Here is a 24,173-nt window from a genome sequence, read left to right on the forward strand (position 1 = left end):
GGCTAAATCCTCTGAAAACAATCGGCAATTTCCTGGGGAGTTAAAAGGGAATTAGGATAACCAGAAAGTTGTCCTAATTTTTGTGCTAATAAAACTGCTTGGGGTGGAGTTAGATAGGTTTTGGCCAAGAGATCGGTTTGATGATAAGCTTGCCGGATTGGGGCATCTAAAAGGATAGTTCCTTGACCCATAATAATTACTCTTTCGGCGTATTCTGGCATTAAATAGAGGTGATGGGTGATCACAATCACCGTTTTGCCCATCTGGTGTAATTGACGACTCACCTCTAAAATTGCCTTAGCCCCTTGGTAATCTTGGCCGGTGGTGGGTTCATCGAAAACAACTATACGCGGTTCCATGGCTAAAATTGCCGCAATCACTACCCGCGCTCGATCGCCTTTCGGTAAGGAGAGAGGATGATAGGATCGATATTCTAGCAATCCCATGGCTTCTAGACTTGCTTCCGTGCGTTGGGTGACGATTTCTGGAGAATAACCGAGATTAGTCAGGGCAAATGATACTTCTTTCTCGACAGTGGTGTTAAAAATCTGATTATCGGGATTTTGGGCTACATAACCGATGGAACGGGCTAAATCACTAACAGAAAAGCTAGTGATAGAACGTCCGTCAATCATAACTTGACCGGTGGTCGCCGAGAGAAGATTGAGAAAATGCTTGACTAAAGTGCTTTTTCCTGCGCCATTTTGACCGATAATCAGCAGATATTCCCCTTCGGCAATATCGAGGGACACATCCCGCAAAGCGGTAGTACCATCGGGGTAGGTATGGCAGAGATTTTTAACGCTCAGTAGGGGGTTTAAGGGGTCAGAAACCGACGATAAGGGAGGGTTTGGTGTTATTTGATGATAAAAGGATTTAAGCTCGTTTAAACGGGCAAAACCGCGGTCGAGGGTGACAGGAATGGACTCGACCGCCCCGATTTTCTGCTCGATCAAGGCAAAAGTAGTGGCCACTTGCGGGGGACGCAGGGCATTTTCCTGTAAAAGTTGTACTTGGGAGTAGATCTCTACTGGGGTTCCCATGGCTTCGATCGCACCCTCCCTTAATAGTACCAGGCGATCGGCATATTCGGCCATTTCCTCGGCCGCGTGGGAGACCATCACAATGGTGACACCGAGATGGCGATTTAACTCCTTAATGGTGGCGAAAACTTCCTGGGATCCCACCGGATCCAGTTGGGAGGTGGGTTCATCGAGAATTAACAAAGCGGGCTGAACTGCGAGGGCAGCGGCGATCGCTAATCGTTGTTTTTGTCCTCCTGATAATTCCCCGGGGGATTTTTTTTCCATTCCCTCTAACCGGACTGCCGCTAAAACTTTGGGAATACGCGCTTTAATTTCCTCTCGCGGTAGCCGTAAATTTTCTAAGGTAAAAGCGATTTCATTTTCTATAGAAGTGGCTAAAAGTTGCGTTTCGGGATCTTCAAATACTGCCCCCACATAGCGGGCCAGGGTGCTAACGGGATGGGTTAAAGTATCTAAACCGGCTACTGTTGCATAACCAAAAAAACGCCCTCCGTAAAATTGGGGGACAATACCGTTAAGAGTTAAACAGAGAGTAGTTTTTCCTGCACCTGTGGGCCCGATAATACCTAAAAATTCTCCTCGATGAATTGCCAAAGAGATATTTTTAAGCACTAGATTGGAGGATTCGGGATAAATATAGGAAACTTTCTCTAATTGGGCGATGATTTCCATTATCGGTGGGGAATAGAAGACGGGAGTGGGGTAGATAGGGAGATATTTTTCAGGGAAATTTGAATGAGGGACGCTTCTATTTTCCGCTATTTCGATCGATGAACTTGATTATCACACAGGCGGCCTACTACTCTGTGATTTATCCCGCAATTTTACCAGTTACTCCTCGCCCGTTCGCAGAAAAACTTAATATTTCTACTCTTGACAAATTTGCTTTAAGGTGCTTATAAAATCGGGGTAGGAAATGCCGGCCGCTTCAGCGCGATGGATAGTGGTGGGTTGACGGGAATTGAGGGCAGCGATCGCTAGACTCATGGCAATGCGATGATCGGTAAAACTGTCCACTTCCGTGCCGAATAGGCCTGTACCGCCGGTAATCTCTAAACCATCGGGTAATTCCGTTACTTTTGCCCCTAGGCGATCGAGTTGGGTGGCCATCACCGTCAGGCGATCGCTTTCCTTCACCCGTAATTCCTCGGCATCCTTGATAATTGTTGTTCCTTGGGCAAAAACCGCCGCTACTGCCAAAATCGGAATTTCATCGATCAGACGGGGTATAATCTCACCAGCGATCGTGGTTGCCTGTAGTTGACTAGATTTCACCCGCAGATCCGCCACTGGTTCCCCCGTCACCACCCGTTGATTTTCGAGGGTGATATCTGCTCCCATTGCCTGTAAAACCTGTAAAACTCCGGTTCTAGTCGGGTTTATTCCCACATTTTCGATTAATAACTCGGAATTAGGCACTATTGCCCCCGCTACCAACCAAAAGGCCGCCGAACTGATATCCCCCGGTACAATCACCGTTTGTCCAGTTAAAGTGGGATAACCCGTCACCGTGACGCTATTAGTCTCCCCATCCACCTCAATATTTGCCCCAAAAGCGCGCAGCATCCGTTCACTGTGATCGCGAGATAAAGCGGGTTCCGTGATCGTGGTTTTCCCCTCCGTTAACAGTCCAGCGAGGAGAAGACAGGATTTCACCTGTGCAGAAGCGACGGGAGAATAGTAGTGGATCGGTTGCAGACATTCCCCAGAAACGGCTAAAGGAGCCAAAGAATTGGCTTTTCTGCCCCAAATTTGCGCCCCCATTTCTTTGAGGGGTTTCACCACCCGGGACATGGGACGCGATCGCAGGGAAGCATCACCGGTAACGACAAAAAAACGGTCCTGATGACCAGCCAATAATCCTAACATTAAGCGGATCGTCGTGCCGGAATTGCCCGCGTCAAGGATTTCTAAGGGTTCCTCAAGATTGCCTAAACCCCTACCTTTGACGATCACTTTCTCGCTGTTGAGTTGGGAAATTTCCACACCCATGGCACGAAAACAACTAGCGGTACTGCGGGGATCTTCGCCCAATAATAACCCATGAATAACGGTTTCTCCTTCGGCGATCGCTCCTAACATCAGGGAACGATGGGATATGGATTTATCGCCAGGGATAGTGATTTTTCCGCGTAATCCCGTGATTTTGGCTGGATCGATGACTAAATCTTGATGGGATTGAAGGGGGTTAAGGGTGACAATAGACATGATCGTTAGGCAGATGAAGACAAGCTCGATCTATTTTCCCCCTTTACCTCGCCCTTTCCTTGTCAAGTTATGTAAAGAATATTAAGCTAGGGTGACAGTTGATTGTTCTGGTGTGACAGGAACAAGTGAATGGAACGAACCACAGAGACACAAAGGACACAGAGATCGATCGCTCTCGTATTAGGTTAAACTTATCACACAAATAATAAGAGAGCCGCCGATTTTCCCCTAACCCTAGGATTTTTTACTAAAATGACTGCTATGATCATTTCAGATAAGTCTGATACAATCTATAGCGTTTCTGATTCACAAGAGGTACATTCCCGATCCTGAACAGCTTAATCAGCAAAGGTTTAAGTGTGCCACACAGATGCGATAACCGCTATAGACCAGTTAAACCCTTATGAACTCTGGCATTGATATTCTCAATCTTAGTTGAAATGACTATAACTGATAACTGATAACTGATAACTGATAACTGATTATGTCTCGTCGTCAACTGTTGAGTTTTTTAATTGCAGTAATTCTGGCATTTTTTGCCCTTATTCCCGATGCTAACGCTTTAGGTGGCCCCCAACCCCCTTTAAATCAACCGGCACCCGATTTTACCCTACCGACTAACACGGGAGAAGGGAATATTTCCCTATCGGATTATCGGGGTAAGTGGGTAGTTTTGTATTTTTATCCCAAGGATTTTACCCCCGGCTGTACCCTAGAAGCGCGGCGTTTTCAGCAGGATTTGCCGAAATATATGGCTAAAAATACGCAAGTTTTAGGGGTAAGTGCCGATGATGTCGATTCTCATGCGGAATTTTGCGACTCGGAGGGTTTAAAATTTCCCTTGCTGGCAGATACTACCGGAGATGTTAGTAAAGCTTATGGTTCTTGGATGGGTTATGTTTCCCTACGTCATACCTATCTTATCGATCCGCAGGGGATTTTAAAAGAGATTTATTTAGGGGTAAATCCTGCCATTCACAGTGCCGAAGTTTTAGCACGTTTAGAGGAATTACAGGCGACTTCTTGATTTTGACAAGCAGGAATGATTTGGCATAATTTTTCATAAGCGCCATGTGAAATGTCTGAAAATAGCGAAACCGAGAAAACGGAATGAGTGGTTATTGTAGCGAACTGTAGCCAGACGCAGATATTTACCCGCAAGTAATCTCCCAATGCCTTTAATTCTTGCTTGTAAACGTTCCCACCAAAAAGCCAGCCAAGGACTCTTTTTTCCTTGAGTATAAATTGGTAAAAAAGCTAAGGAACCATAAAGTACATCTGCTCTATGAGCTTTGCTTAAATTATTGCGGTAATGTTCCAGATTGGGCAAACCACCATGTTCTCCGTAACAGCGAAAGGGCAGATAATTTTTAAGCTTTTGCTCTCTTAATAGAGCATCAATAGTTGAATCCCAAGAAGAATAGGATTTCGGACCTGGATTTTGCCTAATTTTTTCTTCTAATGTTATGATAATTTTTGCTGCTTCTGGGGTAACGATATAGGCAACAGCAGAGGTAGAAAATCCAGTGGCAAAACCTTCGGGTGATACATAATAAACTTGAGGAGCGCAAGTATATAGCCAAGCAATACCCACATTTTTTTTATTAGGATTAAATGGTAAAGGAAGTTGACTGATGCCCACCACGGGAACAAAATCAGCTTCGATAATTAAAGTCGGTTTATTTTCCTGAATAATACGTTGCCATGCTTGACAATGATTAAGAAGAGTAAGGTAGCTATTGGAATAACCCTTATATTCTTCTAGGTGTTTTTGTCTGAGAACTTCGCAATTAAATCCCTCCTCCCGAAAGCAGGATTCTAGTGCCTCTGTTGGCTCTTTATAGGCGATGATAAAAACTTGCTTAACGTAATCAATCAACGAATTAGATTGGGATGTTGCTTGGGTTACAGTAACCATCATTTTACTAAATACATTTGTTCTATTTATACTGCGTAAACCGAAATATTCCCACCTTAAGTCAATTAGTCAAGTCGGTGGACTACTACTACCTAAAAAAGCTAGAGTGGGGTTATTTTGAGCAAGCTGTTGCTGTAGTCAAAGTTTACATCATTTTGAACTATATGTGATAGTCGAAAGCTGATCGGATCTCTTGGGTTTGGTGGGTAAAATGTATTCTAAGATACAGTCCTGCTGGCGAGGGAGTGGAAGGAACCACAGAGGCACAGAGGACACAAAGATTGATCGCTTCTATAGTAAGTTAAAATGATCACACAAAGAACAAGAGAGCCGCTGATCTAGTCTCTAGATAACTCCAGGTGAAAACTTCCACAAGACAAGGGTTAGGATTATTATTCAGCGGTCGTTCCAGAAAACAGGAGCTATCTATCAATTCGGCTCGATAAATTGTGCAAGCTTTTGATTATACCAAAAATCTTCACAAATATTCGCTTATGCCCTTCTATATTGATAAAAATGGCTGTTGGCATTCAGAAGCCACCCCTAGACGAATTTTAACATCTGGACAATCCCTAGCTATTAAGAGCAAGATAAAAGTCAATCTTTGACAATTTCCTCTAATTTACTTGGTTTAACCCTAATTTTGATGATTAAGATCAAAAAAATCCCGACCACGATTTTTTCATCGGTGCGGGATATAGACTAACAACCTTAACCGAGATAATCAGGACTAATTGCAATTATCGTCCTTATCACCCTTACAGTCACGGTTTTGTAAAATTAGCGGCCAAGAGGAAGGGTCAAAATGGTTATCTTGACTATTAACCGCTAAAGTGTGAGGAATTGAACCTAACAGCAAGGAGGCCACAACAAACAAGGTTAACGAGATTTTCATGGTTTTACTCCCTTAGACACCATCAGGTAATTGACCTACTTTTACCATAAGGCCTTCCTTCTCGGATGTCAGTCCCATTGCCAAGAGGGAAAAAGGGGTTAACATGGAAAAAAAGGGAATTTGAGTAGAATAAAGTAGAACGGGATGAAACCACAGGGATGGGACGAGTTTCTCAAACATCTAGCCAGAGAATACGGTGTTCAAGGCAAATTAAAGGAAATTTTTTTGGTTCGTTTTGCCTATGAAAATTGGCGCAAACCGGATGAGGAAATTTGGGAAATGGCTGAGGCTGCCAGCCATGAAACCTATAAAAAACAAATGACTAAAATCTATAGCTATTTCTCGGCAGATAAAGATAATGGCTGTCCCGAACTCGAATTAGGTAGTAAAGGGCCGGGTAAGTTCCAAATCCTCCGAGAATGGTTCAAAGATATCAAATATCCTGAATGGAGAAATCAATCCGTCCCGATACTAGCAGAAAAATCAGTTATAGATACTTATATTAGCCGCCCTCCCGTCGAAAGCGACTGTTATCAAGAAATTAATCGTCCGGGGTCACTCATTCGCATTAAATCCCCTGAAAAGACTGGTAAAACTTCTCTCCTTAAACATCTGCTCGCTCAGGCAGATAGTTGGGGACATAGCACAGTTTATATTAATTGTCAAGTGGCAGAAAAGGCGATGTTTGCCAGTTTAGACCGATTTTGTCGCTGGTTTTCGGCCAATGTTAGCCGAGAATTGGGTTTAAAGCCTCAATTAGATGAATATTGGGATGAGGAACTATTTGGCAGTTTAATCAGTTGTCAAACCTATTTTCAGTCCTATCTTTTGGAACAGATTAACGGGCCGCTCTTTTTGGCCCTAGATAATTTAGACAGAATTTTCGAGTATCCCGACATCGCTAGGGATTTTCTGCCGCTTTTGCGCTGTTGGCACGAAGAAGCTAATAATTTAGAAATCTGGCAGAATTTGCGGTTAGCGATTGCTAATTCCACGGAAATCTATATTCAATTGGACGCTAATCAATCTCCCTTTAATGTCGGCCGTGCGATTAAATTACCCGGTTTTAGCCTCGAACAACTGGAAAACTTGGCTAGTAGCTACGGATTGCCTAAAAATGAAGATAATCAGCGTTTTATCGGGGATTTAATCGCTCTAGTTGCTGGTCATCCCTATCTTAGCCGTTTGGCCCTGGAAGCGCAGGTGCGCGGGGAGAAAAATATTCTCCCTAATGCTGCTACCCAAGGGGGAATTTACGCGGCACACCTGCGTCATCACTGGGATAATCTGCAAAAACAGCCGGAATTATTGACAGCGATGGGGGAAGTGGTTAATTCTTCCGATAAGGGAGTGCGATTAGAACCGATTACTGCCTATAAACTGGAAAGTATGGGTTTAATTCAGTTAAAAGGCGATCTGGCCCAGCCTAGCTGTCAATTATATCAGCTTTACTTCCGAGAGGAACAGACCGGCAGCGATCTCTAGTGGATAATTAGACACCGATAAGCATCCGGTGCGCTCAAAGATTGCTCAACTTGCTAAAGATTGTAGTTCGGAAGTGCCATAAACTCTCACGATTTTATCTTGGCAGGCCGTGGCGATATAATTACCATCGGGACTAAAACAAACGGAATAGATTTTCTGGGGATGGGGAATAGAAATAATCGCTTTTCCTGCTTTTAAATCCCATAATTTTAAGCTTTTATCATCACCACCACTGGCTAATAGTTGATTATTAGGACTAACACTAACTGAATTGATATGATCACTATGTTCGCTGAGAGTTTTTACCTCTGTACCTCTTTTAATATCCCAGATTTTAATAGTTTTGTCTTTGCTGCCACTGGCTAAAAATTTGTTATTACTGCCGAAATCTACCGATAAAATACCTCCAAACCAATCGGAATGACCTTTTAAGGTAATACTGCTCTTTTCTCCCAGATTCCAAATAATTACCGTTTTGTCATTTTCGCCGCCACCACTGGCTAAAAGTTGACCATTTTGACTAAATTTAACTGTTAGGACTTTATCGCTATGACCTTGTAAAGTGGCTAGAATTTCTCCAGTTTTTACTGACCATATTTTCACCGTTTTATCTTCACTACCACTAGCAATAATTTCCCCATCGGGATGAACAGCTACTGCTGTAACTTTGTCTTGGTGTCCTGTTAAGGTAGAGATTAATTTTTTAGTTTCCAGTGACCAAATTCTTAGGGTTTGATCATCTCCTCCACTGACCAAAAATCCTTGACAGGGACTAAAAGCAACAGAGTTGATTCTTTTATGTCTATGTCTTGGAAATATATCATCAATCTCCAAAACCTTTACTTGAGGTGGTTTTGAGAACATATCATTAATTTTAGGTATAGCGATTCCACCCTTATTTCCAAATATATTGCTAATCCCCTCCTCTAGATCTCCAAATATTTTATTGATATCATCTTCAAAAACTTCATCAATTTTTTTAGTTAAAGAAAACTTCTGATTTTTTCTCCATTCCCAGATTAGAATATTCCCATCATCTCCGGCACTAGCCAAAAGTTTACCATCTTGGGAAAAAGTTAGACATTTAACCTCACCTTCATGGCCTTCTAAGAATTTAAAAGATACTAAGCGATTAAACATAGTGAAAACATTAGTTAATCAAGATTTTTCGGCATTACCCGATCTTGCTTGTTCTGTAGGGGACTAAGCCATCCCTGAGATAACTTTTGAGAAATCTCCGATCACCACAAGTACGAGGAAGCCATTCTTCCATGATTATAACTAATTACAGTGTTTTTCGTCAAGGAGATTCATAGCTGATAAGTACCCGTTGACAATCCTAGTCGTAGGGTGGGACAATAATCGAAAAAATTGCCCGATAAATTAAGTATTGACCGTAACCTAGCCCAAAAAGGCTGCTATTTAGGGGCGCTATAGGGTAAGATTAACTATTAGGGTGGAGTTTATTGCCGATTTTAATCTTGTCCTAAGCGAGCAAAATTGACAATTGAATCTGTAATTTTAAAAATATCTATCCCGTCAATCTCATCTAACCACAAATGCTTAAAATTTTAGTTGATGGTACACCGATAAGACAAAATCCTAGTGGAATTGGATTATATGCTTATCACCTGATTGCCGAATTAGCTAAATTACAAAACCAAGAAAACTTTTCCCTGTCCCTCTGTTTTCAACCATCGGTAAAAAACTGGCTGCGGGGTAATCTTTCTATCCCCGAAAAACTGCAATCCTATCCAGAGGTTAAATGTTTACCAATTCCCGTCAGTCTTAGCAATATCTTAACCAGATTTCCTAATCCTCTAATTCCCTATCTAGAAAACTTTCTTGATTCTCCCGATATTCTCCACGGATTGGATCATGTGGTGTATCCTTGTCGTCAGAGTCGCAAAGTTATGACTATTCATGATGTTACTTTTATTAAATATCCTGAGTTTGTCACGGGGATTGTCAAAACCTACACCCAACGGATTAAACAATCTCTACAATGGACAGATTTAGTTATTGCTAACTCCGCAAGTACCAAACGAGATATTATTGAATATTTAGATGTGAACCCAGAGAAAATTTTTGTTACTCCCCTCGCAAGTCGTTATTCTTCCCTCCCCAATCCTCCCTCATCTCTAACTATCACTAAACCCTATTTACTCTTTGTTAGTACCCTAGAACCACGAAAAAATATTATTAATCTTATCGATGCTTTTAACTATCTTAAGGACAGGTATAAATTAGACCATAATCTGATTCTGATTGGCAAAAAAGGATGGAAGTATCAACCAATTTTCGATAAAATATCTCAGTCTCCCTTTCGAGATAGTATTCAACATCTTGATTATCTTGCTGATGACTTAGTTGCGGATTATTATCAAAAAGCTGATGTTTTTATCTATCCTTCCTTTTATGAAGGTTTTGGATTACCAGTTTTAGAAGCGATGACTTTAGGTTGTCCCGTGGTAACTGCTAATACTGCATCCTTACCCGAAGTCACCGGAGACTCGGCAATATTAATTAATCCCGATAATCCCCTAGAAATTGCCGCAGCAATCTATCAAGTTATTAGTGATACCTCTCTCCGTCAAGAATTAATCACTAAAGGAAAAAAACAAGCGGCAAAATTCTCTTGGCAAAAAACCGCACAAGCTACTATAAAAGCTTATCTTTCTCTTTTATAATAAGTAAGTAGTTATAATTAAATTGAAGATGGATCCCCCCTTAATCCCCCCTTGATAAGGGGGGTGCTGATCACCCCTTAATCCCCCCTTGATAAGGGGGGTGCTGATCACCCCTTAATCTTCCCTTGATAAGGGTGGTGTCTGACAACTTTTAACACCTACCTGCTTAACTAGCTAATATCTATGAATAGAAATCATCAATTATTAATCAATCTCGCTTTTCTCGGTACTAAATATACTGGATTGACTACCTATACTAAAAATCTCATTCCTCAATTAGCTAACTTAAATCCTACCCTAATCACTTCTAATAGTTACCCAGATTTTAACACCTATCCTGTGTCGGCAAACCTCACCCAAGAGCAGGGAACCAAAGGCAATATTAAGCGCTTAATTTGGACAGAAACCCAACTCTATCAAACCTATCAACAATTAAAGTCTTCCCTGCTATTTACCCCCATTCCCGAAGCACCTATTTATGGAAATTGCCGCTATATTGTCACAGTTCATGATTTAATTCCCCTGCGGTTCCCGAAATTTTCTCCTTTAACTTTTTATAATAAATACTATTTACCTCAAGTCCTGAAAAAAGCCACACATATTATCGCTGTTTCCCAAGCAACTGCCTCGGATATTAATAAGTTTTTTAACATACCTCTTGACAAAATAACCGTGATTCTTTCTGGATATGATTCTCATAATTTTCGTCCTCTAAATCTGGCGACTCGTCCCTATTTTCTCTATCTTGGTCGTTATGATCCTCATAAAAATCTCGCTCGTTTAATTACTGCTTTTTCCCAAATCGATCCCGAATATCAATTATTAATTGTCGGTCAATTTGACCCCCGTTTTACCCCTGCTCTACAGCAACAGGTAGAAGCATTATCAATCTCTCAACGGGTGCAATTTTTAAACTATGTTTCCTATGAAGAATTGCCGCAACTTTTAAACCAAGCAACTGCTTTAGTTTATCCTTCCCTTTGGGAAGGTTTCGGATTACCTGTACTAGAAGCGATCGCCTGTGGAACTCCTGTGATTACTTCTAATCTTTCCTCTCTCCCGGAAGTCACAGGAGATGCGGCAATTTTAATTAATCCCTATAGTATTGATGAGATGAGAGAGGCAATGCAGCAAATCGCTACTGATGAACAATTACGTCTTAAATTAAAATCCTTGAGTCGCCAACGCGCCGAACTTTTTAGTTGGGAAAAAACGGGACAAGAAACTGCAACAATTCTGGAAAGTTTTCTCTAAAAATAGTGACAAAAAAACTTATCAATCATTGTAGGATGGGTTAGACGGCACTAAGCATTAAAACCCAAGTATATGAGAGCAAAAACCTGTACTTTCTTGGGGGGATTCAGTTTTACTTCCTATATATTATTGTGCCATTCTTCGGGAATTTGAGCGACTTTTTCTTGGCCAGTAGGCTGATGAATAGGTTTTCCCAAAGGACGAATTTTGAGATTTCCTTGCAAATAAGCAGCGATTCTTTCCCTGGCAATTTTCACATATTCTGCTTCTTTTTCACTCCCCATCACTCGACGATTGTGCATAATACTAGCAATCAGAGAAGTTCCAACCCCGGCAAAGGGATCAAAAACCCAATCCCCCTCATTTGTCAAGGCTAAAACACATCTTTCTACTAATTCGATTGGATATTGACAAGGATGGATAGTTTTCTCTGGATGATTAGATTTAACGTTAGGAATATCCCATAGTAACTCATCCCATTCTTGTGCTAAAAACTCCCAAACATCGCTGGGATTTTTTCCTAAAGGATTACCAGAGGGTTTACCGATATTTTTACCTTTAAAATGGCGCTTACCAGGGTATTTAGCGGGGATTCTCACTGGATCAAGATTAAAGATATATTTATCGGTTTTTGTCAACCACAAAATAGTTTCATACCTGCCAGAAAATCTTTTAGAGGTATGTAGTCCATGGCCAAAATGCCAGACAATTCTATTTCTTAAAAAGAAACCCATTTGTTTAAATAGCTGATAATAAAAAATATCTAAAGGATAAACTTCTCCCTCTTGAACGAAATTTCCCACCTGCCAGCAAATACTGCCATTATCTTGCAAGATTCTAGGGAATTCTACCAGAATTTTGGTTTGGGTTTCCAGATAAGTATCCAAAGAGATTTTTTTTTCGTAGTCTTTTCCTAAATTGTAGGGAGGAGAAGTAATAATCAAGCTCACAGAATTATCTGGTATAGTCTTGATAAAATTATTGCTATCTCCTTGATAAAGAATTATTTCGGCATCAGGTTGATAAAAGTCTCGCACTGATTTTGACTGAGAAAATAAGGGCAACTGATTCATAGACAATTTAGTAAAGAAGAGCCACTTTTAATTAGGGTTTGCGGCAAAAAGTTTTTCCTGGGGGCAGAGTGTGGGGTGTGGGGTTTTACCCATTCTACATCCAATATACAAGAGAGCCAGTTTTTTAAAACAATTAATGTCATCTGTAGCCAGCAAAGATATAACAAAAATTCTACTTTTTTAGATAAAAATCGGGAAGAAAGTTTTGACTTTTTTCTATTCTTCCCTTAACTTAGATTAGCTCAAACCAGGAACGCACTCGCCCAATTCCACTGTAAAAGGTTGCCAAGGACGAGGATCAATTACCTTTGTCGGCAAGTCATGGGATGTTAATAATTCTTGAAAAGATTCGGGACTACCCCCAGCACTTAACACCGCCATTAATAATCCTTTAAACTCGATATCACCACCGGCAGCCGTAGAAATAATATATTGAGGCTGCAAGCGTTGACAGACTGCCAAGGCGCTTTCTTGTCCTTTGATTACCGGTCCGAGGAAAGGTATTTTTAAGTCAATCAAAGGGGTAATAATCACGGAGATTTTACCGAGAGAATCGAGGCTAGGAGAATGATAACCGTGGGGTTCGTAGTAGATACTCTGATTTGTCGCTAATTCCTTGATAACATAACCATTTTCCACCAGAGTCGGCCCGATTGGAGAACCGGGGACAGCAGTAATTTCGATCGCATTGTCAAAGATATAACTAGAGCCGTGGGTTAAAGGGATGAGATGGGTATAATTAAGCACTCGAACGACTTTTTCGGCATTAGGAGAAGCCACCACGGGAATTTGGCGATCGAGTACCTGTAAAGTGGGAGGATGAGCGTGATCTTCCAAACCTTGGGAGAGAAGAATCAGATCGATATTTTGGGGAATGGCATGATTAGCGGTTTTTTTGCCCTCAAATAGCCAAGTTAAATTACCAAAAGTCAGGGAACCTACCAACCAAGGATCGAGAAGCAGGCGTTTTCCCCCGATTTCGATTAACCAAGAATTACTATCAAGCCAAGTTAACTGCATATAAGCCGAGGAATAATGGGGATTTTCTTAATTTAATTTAACATTAGCATTAACTTTTCTGCGCTTGGGGGTTTTTCAGTCATCAGTGAAAACACAGCACTGTTAATGCCATTTATAGCAGTTATCTTAATGGTGAGGTAGGAAGTCTCTGGTTTTAGGGAACGGGCAACAGTAGCCAGTCGTCAGGGGGTGATACCAAATTAGGTTACACTTCATCTTGAGGAGAAACGCTGTCACACTCCTCACTCAATGCCGGTCACTGAAAACCCAAATCTGATCACTGATTACTGATTACTGATCACTGATTAGTCAAGGCTTAAGAAATAGGGAAAGTTTAGCTATCCTAGGGAAAGTAGGCGCTAAAAGGGGAAGAAGAACGCATCAGCCGAGACTGAATTTCTATGACTAAACGTACCTTCGGTGTTATCGGACTAGCTGTCATGGGAGAAAATCTCGCTCTCAATGTGGAGAGTCGGGGTTTTCCTATCGCTGTTTACAATCGCACCGCCAGCAAAACTAAAGAATTTATGGAAACTCGCGCCGTCGGCAAAGATGTCAAGGCGGCCTATAGTTTAGAAGAATTCGTCCAAATTTTAGAGCGTCCCCGCAAAATTCTGGTCATGGTCAAAGCTGGCCCGCCGGTGGATGCCGTGATTGAACAATTAAAACCCCTTCTCGAAGAAGGAGATATGATTATCGATGGCGGTAACTCCCTCTACGAGGACACGGAAAGACGCACCCGCGACCTAGAATCAACCACTAAACTGGGTTTTGTTGGGATGGGAGTCAGTGGTGGCGAAGAAGGCGCTCTGCACGGTCCTTCCCTGATGCCGGGGGGTACAGAGTTCGCCTATCGGGAATTAGAGCCGATTTTAACCAAAATTGCCGCCCAAGTCGATGATGGTCCCTGTGTCACCTATGTGGGGTCCGGGGGTGCGGGCCATTATGTGAAAATGGTTCACAATGGCATCGAGTACGGCGATATGCAGTTAATTGCCGAAGCCTACGATGTGCTGAAAAATGGTCTAGGACTAAGCAATCAGCAGTTACAGGAAACTTTCGCCGAGTGGAACCGCACCGATGAGCTTAATTCTTATTTAATTGAAATTACCGCCGATATCTTTAAGTGTGTTGACCCAGAAACCGGTCATCATCTAGTAGATTTAATCTTGGATTCGGCGGGACAAAAGGGAACAGGACGCTGGACCGTGTTAAGTTCCTTGGAGTTGGGGGTGCCAATTCCGACCATTTATGCTGCGGTTAATGCTCGCGTGATGTCCGCTTATAAGGATGAACGGGTGGCAGCCTCAAAAGAGTTACCCGGACCTGGGGAAACCTATCCGGGGGATGCGGCACTATTTGTGGATAAGGTGCGTGATGCTCTTTACTGCTCGAAAATGTGTTCCTATGCCCAAGGTATGGCTTTAATCGCTAAAGCTTCTCAGGAGTTTAACTATAATATCAGTCTGCCGGAATCGGCCCGCATCTGGAAGGGCGGCTGTATTATTCGGGCCGGTTTCTTGGATAAAATTCGCAAAGCTTTTGCGGAAAATCCGGGCCTGCCGAATTTGTTGTTAGCGCCGGAATTTAAGCAAAGTATCCTCGATCGCCAAGAAGCTTGGCGTGAGGTGTTAGTCTTAGCTAATAAGTTGGGAATTCCTGTCCCGGCTTTTAGTTCTTCTTTGGACTATTTTGATAGTTATCGTCGGGCCAATTTACCGCAAAATCTCACCCAAGCACAACGGGATTATTTTGGCGCTCATACCTATGAACGTACCGATAAACCCAGAGGTGAGTTTTTCCATACGGAATGGATGACTGAATCCTAAAGCTATCTAATATTTTCTCCCCTTTTTATTTCCAGTAAAAAGGGGAGATTTTTTTGCGATATTTTTCTGATTAAGAGTTAACTATCGGTCAAGAAATTGGTAGGGATACCAAATCAGTTTTTAATGGGATAATGGCTTTAAAAGTCAGACAGAGGAATAATTCCACAGGCTTGAATTTTGCTGAAAACGAGGTGAAGTTGCCATAATAACCAATTGCCAACTCTCCAGAAAGCCACGGAGTTTTGATGATCAGAAACCTCGGCAGATGGATCACCAAGATTTTCCTCAAAAATCAACCAATGAACCGGTAAATGACCGAGGGGAGAATTCGGCTCTAATTGAAAGTTTAGTTGCTCATAATTGAGCCATTTACCTTCCTTCCGCCAACCTAGGCGATCGCCAAGTTTCTTTTGGGTTTCATAATCCACTAAACCACCGAGACTAGAGAAAATGGCCTGCTGAATACTAAACCCGAAATGACCATTACTATAATGCAGCCAAAGTTGATCAATTTTTTTCAGTTCCGAACAAGGTAATTGAGCAATATCTTGAGGATAAACCTCATTCCAGTAGGTTCTACCCAAAATTTTTAATAGTAGTTTGGTTGTTTGGCGATCAGCCGCTTGCCACTGTTGCTTTATTAGCAAATCTTGTAATTGATTATAATCAAGATCGGCCGATTCTTGAGTTAAGATATTTGGGGAAGTCGGGGGATTTTTAGAACTAGAAGATTTGTCAAGATTGTTTTGAGTGAATTGAGAGACAACTATTGCTAGGGGAGTTTTTGGGATAGCGTCTTTTTGACAAGCCTCTTGTTCTGCTAAATGATCAGATAATTTATTGATGGTTTTTTCTAGGGAAATGAATTGTGCTGACCATTCACTTTCATTGAATAAGTAATCATTAAATTGATCAGAGGAAAAAGCCTCTTTTAACCTTGCTTCTTTCTCGTAACCAGTCGCTAGAAAATTTAGCAAAAACTCAGAACTTATGCTGGAATCTGACGTTTCTAAGAGATCAGGCTGAGGTTGAAAAATATTGTCTACCAAATACTTAATTTCTCCAACCGTTGCATAAAATTCTTCGTCCACCTTAATGACTTCTTCTATTAATAATTGAAAAGGAGCAAAATAGTCCTGTAGGTAGTTTTCAAAATTAATCGCATTTTGGGCAAGATCAGCAATTTCTTGGCGAACTCGTTGAGATTTGAGTTGATAATGATTTAATTCCTCATAAATTTTGAGTTCTTGAATAATTGCTTGCACAATTTTTTTCTGCTTTTGAGTATCCTCGGCTAATTTCTGAACTCCTTCCCCTAGTAATTTAGTTTTTCTCAACATCAAAAAAGATGTTTTTCCCAGTAGCAAAATTGCCCGAAAATTTTCCTGTTTTTCTAGCTTGAGTTGATTGAGAATATTTTGATTATTATTATTTTTAATCTCTAACTTTATTCTCTCGTAGTCTAAGATTTTTAATTCTTGATATTTTTGGGAAAATAAAATTTTGAGATTGTCACTGAGTTGGAGTAAAAAACGATAATATCCGTCTTGATAGATTTCTAGCCCGTTAATTAATAAATTATAGTCTTTAATTAATAACTGAGTCTCAATCAAGATTTCTTGTTGAGTAATTTTTTCTTTTCGTTTAATAATCTTACCAAAATAGTAATGGTAGCGAACTCCTTCTTGAATTAATTTCCGACGTTCCTTGATGATTTTCTGAAAATTCTTTAAGTATCTATTTTTAAAAACAGGAAGTTGATAGCTTTGCTCATAAATGGCAATTTTTTTATAGGTCATCAGATGTGGAGAGTTCCTATTTAGCATAGCTATCTTAGACCAAAAAATTCCTCAATACTTAGCAATAATCATCCGCTGCCCCCAGCTATTGCAAGAGGGAGCAATACCTAATTAAACATTTTCAACTTCAACAACAACCGGTTCATTTTCAATAACTGGTTCATTTTCAATAACTGGTTCATTTTCAATAACTGGTTCATTTTCAATAACTGGTTCATTTTCAATAACAACTCTTTGAGGACTTTCAGGAGTTGGCTCAGTTACCGTTTCTTGCTGCTTTACTGTCTGTTCTTGATGGTCAGTCAAGTGTTTTTTGGTTTTTAATTTCAGGTCATCAGTCAGAGGTAAAGCATCAATTTCAGCCAAAAGTGTTTCCAGGGATTCTTTTTTACTTCGCTCAGTGTAAAAAGCATTCAGAACCGCTTCAATTCCGTACTGAGCGATCGCATCTCCTAGGACAGTAACCAACCCCATCGCTCCAATACCCATAAAAACTACAAAGGGTTGTCCGAGGGTTAGAATTAGCACGATGACAGCAATAACAGCCGAAGCTAAATAAGCACCTGCCACTTTTTTGATAATGTTATCGAGTTCCATAAAAATCACCTCAAATTTCTAGCGAAGGATTAGTTTAATTCTAAAGCAAGGTTAATCTATCTGTTGATCGCCGTCAAGTAAAGCTTGAAGAAAAGGTTCAAGACTTTTGGGACGATAATCGGAAAAAGCCTTTAATCGTTTTACCACACTGTGATGAACAGTGACAACTTTTGTATTGAAATATCGCCATTGCTCACCTCCCAAGGCCGACAATCCCTTAAGGGTATTATCGAACTTGATGGTGGGGTCTAGTTTAATTGGGAATTCCTCAAATTCAGAGGTGGTTGAGTCAAACTCTAATCCCAATTTTTTGGCTTGATTAATCATCCATTGTAAGGGGTAGTCGGAAAGTCCTTGATATTCTTTTTTGCCACCACCTAGACAGGTATGTTCACCGACAAATAAAACTTCTTTGACAACTTGTTCAGGATTTTCGGGGTTGGCTTTGATCGGAGTGGAAGGGAAGTTTTTCCGTTTTTCATCAATGGCAACAGCATGAAAAGCATTTTGGATAATCGGACTTAATTTTGTGTTACTAAATTCATATTTTTTATGATAAAACTTAGCTAGGGGAAACCAAGGAGTTAAATCAGGAATACCAAAATGACCAACTGTATCCCAACAACCTAACATCTTGATTGGAATACGATCTTGAAAATCTTCCTTTTCTGTCTCAATTTTTTTAGCATTAGCGGCACGAAATTGTTGAGCTTTGGCACTATCGAAACTAACGTTGTGGTCTCGATAGAGTTGATAAGCTAGGGGAATTTCTTTAATCTTAGATCGTTTTAGGATTCCACATTTATCGATAAAACTAGCCAAACAACGAACGATATATGCTCCTCGACTAAAACCTAACAAATAAATTTCATCCTCGGTTGTGGGATTGTAGTTAAGGACAAGAAAACGATAGGCATCTTGAATCATCCGATCAAGGCCCCAGCCAAAAGTTTCATTCCCTAAACTTTTAATAAATTCGTTATCTTCGGCGCTGCCAGAACCTGACAAAAAGACGATTTGAGGGGTTTGATCCTCGGCAATATACTTAATAGATTCGGCGAATTTAACCACGTTGGTGGGGTAAGCACTGCCAGAGTTTTCCCAAGAACCATCACAACAAATAATTAACCGTTTTTTCTGGTTTGAATAAGTCAGTATATCCGGTTGAGAAATTGCCGTTTTAGTAATCTCCTCAATTTCATTACTGGCAAGAGCAGCTTCTGCGGCAATTATAATTGATTCTGAATTATCTTCCCGGGAAGGTTCTTGATTTTCGGATGGAGCATCCTGTTCAATCACTTCTTCTTCTTCAAGGGAGTTAAAAATTTCGTTGACCATTGTTATCCTTTTCGCACTCCTTCTAGCTTTACTGCTAGTCTGAGTTTTTGATTTAGGGATCGAGGTCGGTTTGGAGGGAAGACTATCTAGTTGCCAGGTTGTCCCATAAAGAATACCATGATTGCTATAACTTGTTTGATCCTCGGCACTGCCATTGAGTGATAAATAAGTAACTAAGCCAAGGTCATCAACTAAGGGAGATTGATACATCGCTTTTTGGATTTCTTCTTGGCTACGCGCTTGATTCCAAACAGAAAGTTCTGCAAGACAACCTTGCCAATAATGAGAGAGATTAACAGAGGCTCCCAAGATGATTTTTTCAATCCCCGTTAAGGCACGGTTATGACCGTTGCCACGATGCCAAATGATACCATTGCGATAGATCAACATTCGGCCTGTGGTCGCATTTTTGACAAAGGCCCAATGAGTCCAATCGCTATAATCCTTAAGCTTGACTTTTTTTTCAATTCGATCGAAACCTTCTTCATTTCCCGCATCCCAAAAAATCGCAGGTTTCACGGGATCGCCCCAAGGCAGGGTAATATGTAGAACCCGGTTATTTTCCCGATTAACAGCTTCTAAAAGAGTCGTTTCTGTAGCTAAATTATTTTCCCCTTTTGCCCAAAATGTAATGGTAATACTCTGATCGATGTCAAGAAATCCGTGGGATAGATCAATATGATCATCGATGCCATTAAATTTTAGTACAGAGCGTTGTTCAGCCATTGGTTTTGTCATCGACCGGGGGAGAAAGAGGTAATCAGGGGTTCAGGGATTCTGACGAATAAGAGACTGATCTATCTGTCGTGATTTCCCAGAATGCTACCGCCTAGCTTAACACATTTTAGTTATCTAGCGATATATATAAATAAATGTGTAAGTAGATGGGCGTAAAAAACTCTAAGATCCCCCCGCCTGTCGGCACCCCCCTTATTAAGGGGGGCAGGGGGGATCGAGTGCAAAACCTATCTTCTATTTAATTGCAAACAGCTACTTAGGAGTCAACGACTAATATTCCAGAGCCGGCACTTGCTGTGGCCAGAAACTCAGAGGAGTTGACCCCAATCCCTATCGCCATCAATAGGCTTTGGTGGGATGCAGATGGCTGACTGACATCCCTCACCGGGCCGGTTATCAGCAAACCCTAGGTACTTATTGTAAATCTGACCAAATTCCGCGGCAGCGCTCTACAATTAGTCCCTGAAAAATTAATTGGGTTGCGGGATGAATCTCTACTTTATACAGAGCAAAAAGACCTATTGGACTATTTAGATTCAACTCCCTTCGCGTTAGAGATAAGGCTTTTGTTCGGTGCATTTCCACCGCTTTTAGTAAGCCTGGATAACTGACATTACGCAGAGACAATTGACCATTTTTTGTGAGATAAATGGCATCATTTTGCAAGAGATATTCCAAACTGATCAAACTAGCGTGGACATCCACATCTTTTTCTAAACCCCCTAAACGGTGAGCATCCAAACCAAAGCGAATGCAGAAATTAACAGCGACTAATTTTCCCGCTTCTTCGGCAGGTAAAGCACAATCGGCAAATTCAAAGCCTAAACTATCTGAGCGCCACTCCTCGACTCCGGCATAGGTATAGTTTTGAAACAGTTTATTTTTGAGTTTTAAGTCAAATCCTAACCCACTAGCATGACCCGCTTCATGGAATTGGGTATCGAGATGACGATAGCGTTCACCATTAATTTGATCCTCCAGGGGTCCTAATAGCAAATCGGCCGTTTCTGGCTCAAAAATTTTTCGGATACATTCATAGCTAGAACCGGAAAAGCGTCTTTTTTGCTCACTGGCATTATTTAAAGCTGGCCCCTGAACACTATTGGGAAAAGTCCACCTATGGGGAACGATAAAAGCCTCCCCCTTTTCACCTTTAACCGTGCCACAACTGGCAATTTCAGTAAAGGATAAATTTCTAGGAATCGGTTGTCTTAGACTGCCAAATTTTTCACGAGTCAAGCTTTCTAGTTGTTCGATAGAAGGTTGACTATTTTGGTGAATTTTTCCGTAAATTGCACTCAACGTGAGTTGTCGTTCTCCCTGACGATTGATGCGATAGGGAGCAATCATCAGAAAATAACCATTTTTACCGATAAAATTCAGATTAATGAAATCTTCTGATAAAATGCTCCAGTCGTTGGTTTCTAAAGCCTCTGCTGTTTTCCAGAGCCACTGAGCCGGAATTTCACAGCTATCTGCTTCCTGTTGACGCAGTTTTTTCGCCGCGATTGCAATTTTATTTTGCTCGATATCTTGGACGATTTCTTGGAACAACTGTTGTTGATTGACCAGGGTTTGATTCATTTTTTGGGTAGCTAAGTTGGTGTAATGGTTTAACGTTGTTTTTTGACCGGTCTCTCATCGGCTAAACTCTTAGCCATTTTAAGATTTTAGGGTCTTTGTCATAGCGATAGGTCAGTCCATCTTTCCCCGTAATTGATTTTCCCTGACTGGCTTTGCTTCTGATGCTACTGAGGGAATAGTCGCTTAATTCCTTCATTTGTGCATGGGAAAGTCCCTCTTCGACTTCTGTTAAGATTGTTGTCGTTGGCGATTCGGGGGGGGGTTCCCCGACAGAATTGATTTTAGGATTGACCTCGGTTTCCTGATTCGGTAAATCTTCGCGCCTATCTTGAGAACTATCGACAGAAATATTAATAATTTCTTTCACTTTTTGTCGGCGATATTCCTCCACTGTAAGCAGTTGCCAATGGGAATTACTAGAGAGTTCTAAAACCCATTGATGATAGTTAAAGAGACTTTCCCGATGTCCGACACTAATAAAAGTTGTGTGAGTTTTCTGCAATTGCCGATATAAATTTTCCTCATTGTTTAAGTCCAAAGCACTTGTGGCTTCATCGAGGATAGTAAAACTGGGACGGGTAATCAATACCCTAGCAAAAGCCAAACGTTGTTGTTCTCCCAGGGACAAAATGTTTTCCCAAGGCTCTTCTGTATCAAAGCTATTGACTCGATTTAGTAAATTTTGGAGATTGACTTCTTGCAAAACTTCCCTCAATCTTATCTCATTGGTTTCTTGATTACGATTGGGATAGAGTAACTGTTCTCGCAAGGTTCCTAAAATTATATAGGGACGTTGGGGCAGAAACAATACTTCTTCTAGGGGGGGACGCACTAATCGGCCTGTGCCTGCATTCCATAAACCGGCGATAGCGCGTAGCAAGGAACTTTTACCCCGACCACTCGGACCGACAATTAATAAACCTTGTCCTGGCTGAACAGAAAGGGAGAGGTTTTCGACAATTACCTGTTCATAATCGGGGGTTTGCAAGGTGACATCTTCAAAGGAAAATTGGTTTTCTTCGATGGTTTTAATCGTGCTTAAATTTTCCGGTTGTTTAATGACTTCTTCTAAGGCTTGGGAAAATTGCGATAGACGTTCAACATAACTGCTAAATTGTGCCGAAGTGCCAAATTCACTAATTAATTCCGCCAGCGCCGTAGCAAACAAATTAGCCGCTAAACAGGCTTGCCCGACCTGTCCGAAACTAATGCCCTCACTATTGATATACAAAGGACCCAAAATGACAAAAGTAAATACTTGAATTGCCGCCTGATAGCCCCGACTAAAAATTTCTGTGCCTCTCTCCCAATCAATTTTACGTTTAGCGCTGTCTAAGAGTTTATTAAATCGCCGCTGAATAATATTTAATTCCTGATTTTCTCCCTCAAAGAAAGCGATTGACTCCGCATGATTACGAATGTGGGTTAGAGCATAATTGTAGTTAGCCTTAAGTTCTAATTCTTCTTGAGTAATTTTATTTAGAGCTTGGTTAAAATAGATAGCAATGACGTTACCGAGAATTGTCCAAACGACTAAGATAATGGCTACAGAGGAAGAAATTGACCAGAGAATCACTAAAAAAGTGATCATATCTAGGACATTTTCCAGGGCAACTGCAAAAAAGGAGAGAGCTTTACTGGTAATCGGCTCAATTTCCTGGGATAAACGCTGATCTGGGTTGTCGATATCGGATTTAAAATTAATTCTGTAATAGGCGCGATTATGCAAATATTTGTTGAGAATCCAGTCGTTGAGCCAAGCATACCAATCCAAGGCGATTCTTTTTCTGAGAAATTTAAGCAAGCCAACTAAAAGGGTGACAAAGAGCAGTCCAACCGCAAAAACTACCAAAGTTTTGACAAATTTATCAAAATCACTTTTTTCAAGAATGACATCAACTAAGTAATTACTAACAAAGCTATTGAAGGCATTTAATCCCACAACTCCTAGTATTACCCCGATTAGTAGGATGAGCATTGCCCAAGCTTGAATCACATCGGCAAAAGTCCTTCCTCCCGACTCGGTAGGATACCAATAGGGAGCAGCGATCAGCTTGACACTGTGCCAAAATTTGCTGACATCGGAGATAATATTAGTCGTCGATCGATCTTGAGGGACTTTGGCGGACATATAGCATTTATATTTGAGTTGTGGACATTTTGCTGGAATGATTTTAGATTTTGGCTGGATTGGCGGAGTAGAAGGCAATTGGCGAAAATATAAAGCTCCCCGACAATTTTAAGGTTATTGTGTTTGAGTTGTGCTAACATACTCCCGTCGCTTTATCTGTCAGTGTAAAGAGATGGCTTTCTCAGCCCCCTGCTACTGCTTTTTTAACCCTCGTTATCTTACTACAAGTAACCGTTGTTTGGATAGCTAAAGCTAGTGAGCGCTTCTCAGACTACCACATATTACCGAATTTCGTTGACCATGACAAATTTTCTTTTCTATGATAGGATTTCATGGTACAGTTTTCAAAGCAATGAGGTGCGCCGATTTTCTTCCCTGTTCCCTGTTCCCCGTTCCCTCAAAGCGATAACAGACCTTGCGACATGATGGTGAAAAATGTTCGATATATGTTACATTTTGTACTCGGCTTCCTTGCGCCCCTACAGTGGGGCAAATTCGGTTTCTGTAGAGGCATAAAGCATACGCCCTCCCCTAGAAATCTTTTTTTATCATCACAAATGCGGGCGAG

At 41.1% G+C, this 24,173-nt stretch carries 17 protein-coding genes; 5 read left to right on the top strand and 12 right to left on the bottom strand.

Annotation, left to right across the window (positions count from 1 at the left end; genetic code table 11):
* Positions 1-2: 2 nt before the first annotated feature.
* Positions 3-1,718: an ABC transporter ATP-binding protein gene (locus tag EWV60_RS07335; RefSeq protein WP_287231692.1), complete on the bottom strand. Its 1,716-nt coding sequence runs from the start codon at positions 1,716-1,718 to the stop codon at positions 3-5.
* A gap of 195 nt (positions 1,719-1,913) precedes the next feature.
* Positions 1,914-3,254: a 3-phosphoshikimate 1-carboxyvinyltransferase gene (aroA, locus tag EWV60_RS07340; protein ID WP_024968846.1), complete on the bottom strand. Its 1,341-nt coding sequence runs from the start codon at positions 3,252-3,254 to the stop codon at positions 1,914-1,916.
* Between the two features lie 484 nt (positions 3,255-3,738).
* On the opposite strand from aroA, the gene EWV60_RS07345 reads away from it, so the two are divergent.
* A complete protein-coding gene (locus EWV60_RS07345; RefSeq protein WP_024970938.1) occupies positions 3,739-4,281 on the top strand; it encodes a peroxiredoxin in 543 nt (180 codons plus the stop codon).
* 33 nt (positions 4,282-4,314) lie between these two features.
* Here EWV60_RS07345 and EWV60_RS07350 read toward each other — a convergent pair whose 3' ends face one another.
* Together EWV60_RS07350 and EWV60_RS07355 are read right to left on the bottom strand one after the other, a co-directional pair.
* Positions 4,315-5,172 (bottom strand): glycosyltransferase family protein, encoded by an 858-nt coding sequence (locus EWV60_RS07350; protein WP_287231693.1) that lies wholly within the window; start codon positions 5,170-5,172, stop codon positions 4,315-4,317.
* Positions 5,173-5,902: 730 nt separating this feature from the next.
* On the bottom strand, positions 5,903-6,067 hold the full coding sequence (locus EWV60_RS07355) for a hypothetical protein (RefSeq protein ID WP_002750744.1): 165 nt from the start codon (positions 6,065-6,067) through the stop codon (positions 5,903-5,905).
* 144 nt (positions 6,068-6,211) lie between these two features.
* On the opposite strand from EWV60_RS07355, the gene EWV60_RS07360 reads away from it, so the two are divergent.
* Positions 6,212-7,552 carry an AAA-like domain-containing protein gene (locus EWV60_RS07360; protein WP_287231694.1) on the top strand — a complete coding sequence of 447 codons (1,341 nt, stop codon included), beginning with the start codon at positions 6,212-6,214 and terminating at the stop codon, positions 7,550-7,552.
* Positions 7,553-7,597: 45 nt separating this feature from the next.
* Here the strand turns inward: EWV60_RS07360 and EWV60_RS07365 are convergent, their stop codons facing one another.
* A complete protein-coding gene (locus tag EWV60_RS07365) occupies positions 7,598-8,692 on the bottom strand; it encodes a WD40 repeat domain-containing protein (RefSeq protein ID WP_002750748.1) in 1,095 nt (364 codons plus the stop codon).
* 419 nt (positions 8,693-9,111) lie between these two features.
* Between EWV60_RS07365 and EWV60_RS07370 the strand changes: the two genes are divergently transcribed.
* Both EWV60_RS07370 and EWV60_RS07375 read left to right on the top strand, forming a co-directional pair.
* Positions 9,112-10,242 carry a glycosyltransferase family 4 protein gene (locus tag EWV60_RS07370; RefSeq protein WP_103113041.1) on the top strand — a complete coding sequence of 377 codons (1,131 nt, stop codon included), beginning with the start codon at positions 9,112-9,114 and terminating at the stop codon, positions 10,240-10,242.
* A gap of 183 nt (positions 10,243-10,425) precedes the next feature.
* The gene (locus EWV60_RS07375) at positions 10,426-11,496 is read left to right on the top strand and encodes a glycosyltransferase family 4 protein (protein ID WP_287231695.1); all 1,071 of its coding nucleotides are present in this window, start codon (positions 10,426-10,428) and stop codon (positions 11,494-11,496) included.
* A gap of 119 nt (positions 11,497-11,615) precedes the next feature.
* Here EWV60_RS07375 and EWV60_RS07380 read toward each other — a convergent pair whose 3' ends face one another.
* Together EWV60_RS07380 and EWV60_RS07385 are read right to left on the bottom strand one after the other, a co-directional pair.
* Complete coding sequence (locus EWV60_RS07380) at positions 11,616-12,569, bottom strand: DNA-methyltransferase (RefSeq protein ID WP_002741823.1); 954 nt, start codon at positions 12,567-12,569, stop codon at positions 11,616-11,618.
* 237 nt (positions 12,570-12,806) lie between these two features.
* A complete protein-coding gene (locus EWV60_RS07385) occupies positions 12,807-13,589 on the bottom strand; it encodes an MBL fold metallo-hydrolase (protein WP_287231696.1) in 783 nt (260 codons plus the stop codon).
* Between the two features lie 401 nt (positions 13,590-13,990).
* Between EWV60_RS07385 and gnd the strand changes: the two genes are divergently transcribed.
* The gene (gnd, locus tag EWV60_RS07390) at positions 13,991-15,418 is read left to right on the top strand and encodes a decarboxylating NADP(+)-dependent phosphogluconate dehydrogenase (protein WP_002750762.1); all 1,428 of its coding nucleotides are present in this window, start codon (positions 13,991-13,993) and stop codon (positions 15,416-15,418) included.
* A 137-nt stretch (positions 15,419-15,555) separates the two neighbouring features.
* Here gnd and EWV60_RS07395 read toward each other — a convergent pair whose 3' ends face one another.
* The 5 genes from EWV60_RS07395 to EWV60_RS07415 all read right to left on the bottom strand — a co-directional run bounded on the left by EWV60_RS07395 (position 15,556) and on the right by EWV60_RS07415 (position 23,605).
* Positions 15,556-17,217 carry a GUN4 domain-containing protein gene (locus EWV60_RS07395; RefSeq protein ID WP_002739099.1) on the bottom strand — a complete coding sequence of 554 codons (1,662 nt, stop codon included), beginning with the start codon at positions 17,215-17,217 and terminating at the stop codon, positions 15,556-15,558.
* Positions 17,218-17,328: 111 nt separating this feature from the next.
* Positions 17,329-17,814, bottom strand: coding sequence for a hypothetical protein (locus EWV60_RS07400; RefSeq protein ID WP_287231715.1), 486 nt, complete (start codon positions 17,812-17,814; stop codon positions 17,329-17,331).
* Positions 17,815-17,865: 51 nt separating this feature from the next.
* On the bottom strand, positions 17,866-19,878 hold the full coding sequence (locus tag EWV60_RS07405; protein ID WP_002750765.1) for a phospholipase effector Tle1 domain-containing protein: 2,013 nt from the start codon (positions 19,876-19,878) through the stop codon (positions 17,866-17,868).
* 426 nt (positions 19,879-20,304) lie between these two features.
* The gene (locus EWV60_RS07410) at positions 20,305-21,474 is read right to left on the bottom strand and encodes a DUF6014 family protein (RefSeq protein WP_287231697.1); all 1,170 of its coding nucleotides are present in this window, start codon (positions 21,472-21,474) and stop codon (positions 20,305-20,307) included.
* Positions 21,475-21,535: 61 nt separating this feature from the next.
* A complete protein-coding gene (locus EWV60_RS07415) occupies positions 21,536-23,605 on the bottom strand; it encodes an ABC transporter ATP-binding protein/permease (protein ID WP_287231698.1) in 2,070 nt (689 codons plus the stop codon).
* Positions 23,606-24,173 lie beyond the last annotated feature (568 nt).

It is taken from the genome of Microcystis sp. Msp_OC_L_20101000_S702 (assembly GCF_007095705.1).
Taxonomy (GTDB): domain Bacteria; phylum Cyanobacteriota; class Cyanobacteriia; order Cyanobacteriales; family Microcystaceae; genus Microcystis; species Microcystis ichthyoblabe_A.